We start from the raw sequence: 6,862 nt of genomic DNA, 5'->3' as shown, positions 1-6,862 counted from the left end.
GGCCGCGGTGCCCGGGGGTGACCGCGGCCGGCCGGACGACCCGGGACCGCCCGGCTCCACGCCGGACGGGTCAGCTCTTGTCCACCAGGACGCGGGTCGAGGCCGTGCCCAGCCCGGTCGGCCCGCGCAACGCCCGCGGCCTGAACGCGGCCTCACCGCCGCCGAAGTGCTTGGCCAGGTCGGCGTCGTGGTAGCGGACGACCTCGCGGTGCCAGTTGAGGATCCCGGCCACCCAGTCCTCCAGCTCGGCGGCGTGCGCGGTCAGGGCGGCGCGGACGTCGGCGTCGAGGTCGAACTCCTCGAACAGCGCGGGCAGCTCGACGGCGACCGAGTGGCCGAACTGCCTCAGCCGCGCGTTGGCCAGGTCGGTGGTGATCCCGATCGCCCGGTCCAGGTCCACGTCGAGGAAGTTGCGCACCACGAGCACCATGTTGTGCAGCTCGCCCTCGAACTGGATCTCCTTGCGGTACGAGTAGAGGTCGTTGAGCAGGGTCGCGTAGTCGATCGCGGAGTTCTCGATGTTGCGCAGGGCGCGGGTCCGGTAGATCTCGTCCGGCACCAGTCGGCCGTGGCCGAACCGGGCGAGGCTCATGGTGAGGTCCGAGCCGAACGTGGCGCGGCGCATCTCGACGTAGTCGACCGGGTCGGGCACGCGGTTCTCGTGCTGGTTCTTCAGCTCCCACACCCAGCTGTCGAGCATCTTGTCCACCGCCACGCGCAGCTGCCGCCGGTTCTCCTGCGGCATCGGGTCCGTGGTGCGCTGCCACACGTCGGCCAGGCCGCGTTCCAACGGGGTCACCGGCGACGGCGCCAGGCCCTCCAGCGGCATCATCTGCTTCAACCGCTCGGTGACGGCCTTCGCACCCGCCAGGTCCGGTGTCCGGCCGAAGACCTGCGGGTAGTAGTCGTCGCCGTAGGTGCCCCAGGTCAGCCACAGCGCGTTGATCACCAGCTCGTCCGCCGTGGCGTCCGGCGCGATGCCCGCCGAGCACAGCGCGAGGTCGATGTCGCGCAGCCTGCTCTCGGTCCACACCAGGGGCACGTCGTCGAAGATGCCCATCTCCCGCGCCCAGGCGACGCTCGCCTCCCGCGCCTCGGCCCAGTGCGGGCTCACCCGCAGCGGGTAGGGCATGTCCAGGGCCGGTTCCGGCCGCGGCGGGACCTCTTCGAACGGCACGTGGCTGAAGCCGCGCAGGCGTTGCGGCGCGGTGGCGATGAACGCGCGGGCCGCGCTCGTGCCGATGCCCGTCGGGCCGCCGAGCACCGGGCTGGAGGTGACCGCGCCCTCGTTCATGTAGCGGCTGGAGCGGGCGTGCCACTCGTGGCCGCCGGACTGCCAGTCCTGCAGGCCCTTCACGTACGCCAGCACGGCCAGCCGACCGGCCGGGTCGACCCCGTTCTCGTCCAGCAGCGGCGGCACCTCGGTGACGGCGGTGTGCTCGAACTGGTGCAGGCGGGAGGTGAGCAGGTCGTTGACCGCCTCGGCGGCGGCCTGCGTGGGGATGTCGAGGAACTTCTCCAGCACCAGCACGCCGTTGCTCAGCTCGCCCTCGTCGAGCACCTCGCGCTCGTAGGAGAACAGGTCGTTGCGCAGGTGCACGGCGTCGGCGAACGTGTCGCGCAGCACGCCCATGGGGCGGGTCAGCGCGATCCGCGCGGGCACCTCCATGCCGGTGACGTGCTCGACCAGGTTCGCGGACCACGGTGCGCCGCCGACCTTGCGGCGCATCTCGATGTACTCGATCGGGTTGGAGAGCCTGCCCTCGGAGATGTTGAGCAGCTCCCACATGGACTCGTCGAGCAGGTGCTCGGTGTTGTCCGCGAACCGGCGGCGCCAGTCGGGCGAGTGCGACCCGACCGTGCGCGTCCACAGGTCGGCCAGTCCCTTCTCCACCGGGTTCGTCGGCTCCTCGGTGATCGGGCCGTCCACCGGCATGAACAGCGGCAGCCGGTCGAGGTAGGCCTTGGCGCCCGCGACGTCGGGGTTGCGCTTGTACAGCTCGACGAAGTGGTCGTCGAAGTAGAAGACCCACACGTACCAGTCGGTGACGAGGTCCAGGTCGTCCGGCGTGGCGTCCGGGTGGGTGTAGGCGCAGAGCAGGGCGTAGTCGTGCGAGTCGAGGTCGTGCTCGGTCCAGATCACCGTGCCGTCCTGGGGCGCGTCGATCATGTCCATGTCGTACGCCCACGCCTTCGTGTGCGTGCGCGCGCGTTCCAGGTTCGGGTTCAGCCGCGCCGGGTAGGGCATGTAGAAGTCCGGCAACTGGAACGGCTGCATCGATACGCCTCTCGTCGTGGCTGTCCGCTGTACGCAACCAGTGCCGGGGCGGGGCGGCCAAGGCCTGCCGGGGCTGGTACACACGTTCGTGCGCGAAGTCCGCCCGTCCGGATCAAGCCGGTGATCGTCTCAGTGGGTGTCGGCGCGCGCCACCGCTCGGTTCTTGCGCGGTTGCGCCGCGGTGCGGCGTGACCGGCGCGGAGGCTGCACACTGGAGTGCGTGCCCCGCCTGGAGCCGTTCGACGTGGACTTCTTCGACTCGGCACCGCAGCGTCGCAGCTACGTGCTCGACCTGCCGGTGTCACCCGAACGTGTGTGGCGAGGCCTGACCGCCTCGAACCCGCTGTGGTGGTGCCGACTGCTGTCGTCGGCGGAGTACACCTCACCGCGGCCGTTCGGCGTGGGCACGACGCGGACGGCGACGGTGCTGGGCGTGCTGCGGCTGCGCGAGCGCTTCATCCGCTGGGAGGAGGGGCGGCGGCAGTCGTTCCTGGTGGACCGCGCCAACCTGCCGGTGTTCCGGCGGCTGGGCGAGGACTACCTGGTGGAGCGGGCGGCCGGGGGCAGCCGGCTCACCTGGACGTTCGCCTACGAGCCCGGCGCCAAGGCGAGCGAACGGGTCAACGCGGTGGTGTTCAACTCGCTGGCGGCCGACACGCGGCGGCACTTCGGCGGCTGACCGGCGGAAGCCACGACCTGCGCGGGACGTGCGTGCGGCGTTACCTGTTAGGCCGAGAAGTGCACTAGATCACGCCCATATGGGTGATTCCCGACATTAGGTTAGGCTCCCCTCATGTCCAAGGGAGACGCGCTGCTCGCCGGTGAGGGACTGGTCCTCGCGCACCACGACCGCGCGGTGGTGCACGGCGTCTCGCTAGGGCTGCGCGCCGGCACCGTGACCGCGCTGGTGGGGCCCAACGGCTCCGGCAAGTCGACCGTCCTGCGGTCCCTGGCCCGCCTGCACCGGCCGCGCGAGGGCCAGGTGCGGATGGGCGAGCGACCGGTGTGGGGCCACTCCCCGCTGTCGGGCAAGGAGTTCGCCCGCAACGTCACCCTGCTCACCCAGCAACGCCCCACGCCCTCGGGCGTGTCCGTGCGCGACGTCGTCTCCTACGGCCGGTACCCGTACCGGACCGGGTGGCGCGGGGTGGACCTGGAGGGCAGCGCCGCCATCACCCGCGCCATGGAGCTGACGGGCGTCGCCCCGATGGCCGACCGCGGCGTGGACGAGCTGTCCGGCGGCGAGCTGCAACGCGTCTGGCTCGCGTCCTGCCTGGCGCAGCAGACCTCCGTGCTGCTGCTGGACGAGCCGACCAACCACCTCGACCTGCGCTACCAGGTCGAGGTCCTCGACGTGGTGCGCGACCTGGCGGACGACCACGGCGTCGCGGTCGGCGTCGTGCTCCACGACCTCGACCACGCGGCGATCATCGCTGACGAGGTCGTGCTGCTGGCCGAGGGCGAGGTCGTCGCGGCGGGCGGGGTCCGCGACGTCCTGACCGCCGAGCACCTCACCCACGCGTACGGCGTCGCGGTGCACGTCGCGGACGACCCGGTGACCGGCGCGATCCACTGCCGCCCCCTCGGCAGGCACACCCCACGACCGGCCTGACCGCTCCTCCCCCCTTCTATCCCCTTCCCCTTCCGGCTGAGAGGTTCCCGCGATGCGCTTGCTCGCCCCTGCCCTCGTGACGGCGGCCGTGCTGCTGTCCGCGTGCGGCACGACCGAATCCCCGACCACCGCGCCGACCGCGTCCTCCGGCGGGCCGGTCACCGTGACCGACGCCCGCGGCAAGGCCGTGAAGCTGGAGTCCGCGGCCGAGAAGGTCGTCGTGCTGGAGTGGGGCGAGACCGAGATCGTCACCTCACTGGGTGTCATGCCGGTGGGTGTCGCGGATGCCGCCGGTTACAAGACGTGGGACGTGGCCGCGCCGCTCGCCGATGGCGTGAAGGACGTCGGCAAGCGCAACGAGCCCAGCGTGGACTCGATCGTGGCGCTCGACCCGGACCTGGTGATCATGGCCGAGGGCCGGGACACCGCGCTGGCGGGGCAGCTGGAGGCGTACGTCCCGGTGGTCGTCACCAAGTCCAGCGACGCCTCCCGGAACTTCGACCGGCTGCGCGAGGACGTGAAGGTGATCGCCCAGGCGATCGGCAAGTCCGCCGAGGGCGACAAGCTGCTGTCCGAGATGGACACCGCTCTGGCCGACGGCAGGAAGGCCGTCGAGGCCAAGGGCGCGGCCGGCACGCCGTTCGTCATGGCCGACGGCTGGTTGGAGGGCAGCACGGTCAACATCCGCCCGTTCGGCAAGGGCTCGCTGGTCTCCGACACGGCCGAGGCGCTCGGCCTGAAGAACGCCTGGACCGGTGAGGTCGACGCGCAGTGGGGCCTGGGCGCCACCGACGTCGAGGGCCTGACCGCGCTGACCGACCCGAAGACCGTGCTGTTCTACAGCGCGTCCGAGGACGACGTGTTCACCACCGGCCTCGCGGGCAACCCGGTGTGGCAGCGGCTGCCGTTCGTGGCCTCCAAGAAGGTCTTCAAGCTGGAGCCGGGCACCTGGACGTTCGGCGGGCCGAAGTCGGTCGTCCGGGTCGCCGAGCAGTTCGTGAAGGCCATCACCGCCTGATGCGCGCGACCGCCGCGACGGCGGGGATCGTGGCGCTCATCGCCGTGCTCTCCGCCGTCCACCTGACCCAGGGCACCGCGTCGACCGGTGTGCTCGACGTGCTGAAGGCCCTGGTGGGCGACGGGGACGCGCAGACCCTCGCCGTGCTGGAGGGTTCGCGCGTGCCGCGCCTGCTGGCCGCGTTGCTGCTCGGCGTCGCGCTCGGCGTGGCCGGGGCGGGCATGCAGTCCGTGGCGCGCAACCCGTTGGCCTCGCCGGACACGCTCGCCGTGAACGCGGGCTCGCACCTGGCCGTGGTCGCGATCGCGGCGTTCGGCGTGAGCCTGCCCGTGCTGCCGGCGGGCGGTGCGGCGTTCGTCGGCGGGCTCGTCGCGGCGATCGTCGTGCTCGGGCTGTCCGGTGGCGGTTCGACCAGTCCCCGGCTGGTGCTGGTCGGCTCGGCGGTCATGCTGACGTTGCAGTCGGCCACCATGTTGCTGCTGCTGATGTACGAGCAGGAGACGACCGGGCTGTTCGCCTGGGGCTCGGGGTCGTTGACGGTGAGCGACCTGGACGCGACCGCGCAGATGACGCCGGTCGTGGTGGTCGCCGTGGCGGCGCTGGTGGTGATGGGGCGGTCGCTGGACGTCCTGGCCCTGGGTGACGACAACGCGACCGTGCTGGGGTTGAAGGTCCGGCGCACGCGCGTGGGCGCGGTGCTGCTGACCGTGGCGTTGACGGCGGCGGCGGTGACGATCGCCGGGCCCATCGGGTTCGTCGGGCTCAGCGCGCCGGTGATCACGCGGCTGCTGACGCCGTTCGTGCCGGGGTTGGGCAGGCACCGGCTGCTGCTGCCGGTGTCCGGGCTGGTCGGCGTGGTGATCGTGCTCGGCGCGGACGTGCTGCTGCGCGCGGTCATGGGGTCGGCCGCGGCGGTGCGGGTGCCGACCGGGGTCATGACGACGATCCTCGGCGCGGTCGTGCTGGTCTGGCTGGCGCGGCGCGGTCGGTCGAGCGGGACGCCGAGGCAGGCGCCGGCCGGGCGGGTCGGGGTGGCCGGGTCGTCGCGCCGGCTCGTGGTGACCGCGGTGGTGCTGGCCGTGCTGCTGGTCGCCGCGCCGACCGCCGGGCTGATGTTCGGTGACCGGTTGGTGCTGCTGGGCGACCTGGCGAACTGGTTCGCCGGGCGGACGGGCACCGCGTTGACGTTCGTGGTCGACCAGCGGCTGCCGCGGGTGCTGGCCGCGCTGGTGGCGGGTGCGGCGCTGGCCGCGGCCGGGTGCGGCATCCAGGCGGTGAGCCGCAACCCGCTGGCCGAGCCCGGTCTGCTGGGCATCACGGCGGGCGCGGGGCTGGGCGCGATCGCGTTGATCACGGCCGTGCCGCTGGCCGGCGCGTGGCAGGTCGCCGGCGCCGCCGGGGCGGGCGCGGTGGTCGCGTTCGCCGTGGTCTACGGGCTGGCCTGGCGGTCGGGGCTGGACTCCGACCGGCTGGTGGTGATCGGCATCGCGACGTGGTCGGCCGGGATGTCGCTGATCACGCTGCTGATCGTGACGTCGGACCCGTGGAACACCGCGAAGGCGTTGACGTGGATGTCCGGCTCCACCTACGGGCGGACGCTGGAGCAGGTCGTGCCGACGGCGCTGGCGTTGCTGCTGCTGACGCCGTTGCTGTGGGCGCGGCACCGGGAGCTGGACCTGCACAGCCTGGACGAGGACACGCCGCGCGTGCTCGGGATGCGGGTGGAGCGGTCGCGGCTGGTGATCCTGCTGGCGGCGGGCGTGCTGGCGGCGACGGCCGTGTCGGCCATCGGCGTGGTGGCGTTCGTCGGCCTGGTCGCGCCGCACCTGGCCCGGTCGCTGGTCGGCGGTCGCAACGCGCGCGTGCTGCCGGTCGCGGCGGCGGTCGGCGCGGTGCTGGTGAGCGCGGCGGACACGGTCGGGCGCACGGTGATCGCGCCCGCGCAGGTGCCGGC

5 protein-coding genes are annotated in these 6,862 nt (G+C 72.5%); 4 read left to right on the top strand and 1 reads right to left on the bottom strand.

All coding sequences use genetic code 11. The annotated features are described in order from the left end of the window. Positions 1–70: 70 nt before the first annotated feature. Positions 71–2,278, bottom strand: a complete 2,208-nt coding sequence (locus AB0G02_RS24840) for a germacradienol/geosmin synthase (protein WP_360797900.1) — start codon at positions 2,276–2,278, stop codon at positions 71–73. 220 nt (positions 2,279–2,498) lie between these two features. On the opposite strand from AB0G02_RS24840, the gene AB0G02_RS24835 reads away from it, so the two are divergent. The 4 genes from AB0G02_RS24835 to AB0G02_RS24820 all read left to right on the top strand — a co-directional run. Next, positions 2,499–2,957, top strand: a complete 459-nt coding sequence (locus AB0G02_RS24835) for an SRPBCC family protein (RefSeq protein WP_360797898.1) — start codon at positions 2,499–2,501, stop codon at positions 2,955–2,957. A gap of 114 nt (positions 2,958–3,071) precedes the next feature. Continuing rightward, a complete protein-coding gene (locus tag AB0G02_RS24830) occupies positions 3,072–3,890 on the top strand; it encodes an ABC transporter ATP-binding protein (RefSeq protein ID WP_360797896.1) in 819 nt (272 codons plus the stop codon). 52 nt (positions 3,891–3,942) lie between these two features. Next, positions 3,943–4,908, top strand: coding sequence for an iron-siderophore ABC transporter substrate-binding protein (locus AB0G02_RS24825; protein WP_360797894.1), 966 nt, complete (start codon positions 3,943–3,945; stop codon positions 4,906–4,908). Next, the coding region (locus AB0G02_RS24820; protein ID WP_360797892.1) for an iron ABC transporter permease at positions 4,908–6,862 on the top strand (1,955 nt) is incomplete at its 3' end. The genes AB0G02_RS24825 and AB0G02_RS24820, both read left to right, overlap by 1 nt.

The organism is Actinosynnema sp. NPDC023658 (assembly GCF_040639995.1).
Classification (GTDB): domain Bacteria; phylum Actinomycetota; class Actinomycetes; order Mycobacteriales; family Pseudonocardiaceae; genus Actinosynnema.
The sequence above is the reverse complement of the archived record's forward strand: the minus strand, read 5'-3'. Positions and strand labels throughout refer to the sequence as shown.

Bases quoted from the DNA above. Each gene is read 5' to 3' on its own strand.
- AB0G02_RS24840 (WP_360797900.1), bottom strand. From the start codon at position 2,278: ATGCAGCCGTTCCAGTTGCCGGACTTCTACATGCCCTACCCGGCGCGG.
- AB0G02_RS24830 (WP_360797896.1), top strand. From the start codon at position 3,072: ATGTCCAAGGGAGACGCGCTGCTCGCCGGTGAGGGACTGGTCCTCGCG.
- AB0G02_RS24825 (WP_360797894.1), top strand. From the start codon at position 3,943: ATGCGCTTGCTCGCCCCTGCCCTCGTGACGGCGGCCGTGCTGCTGTCC.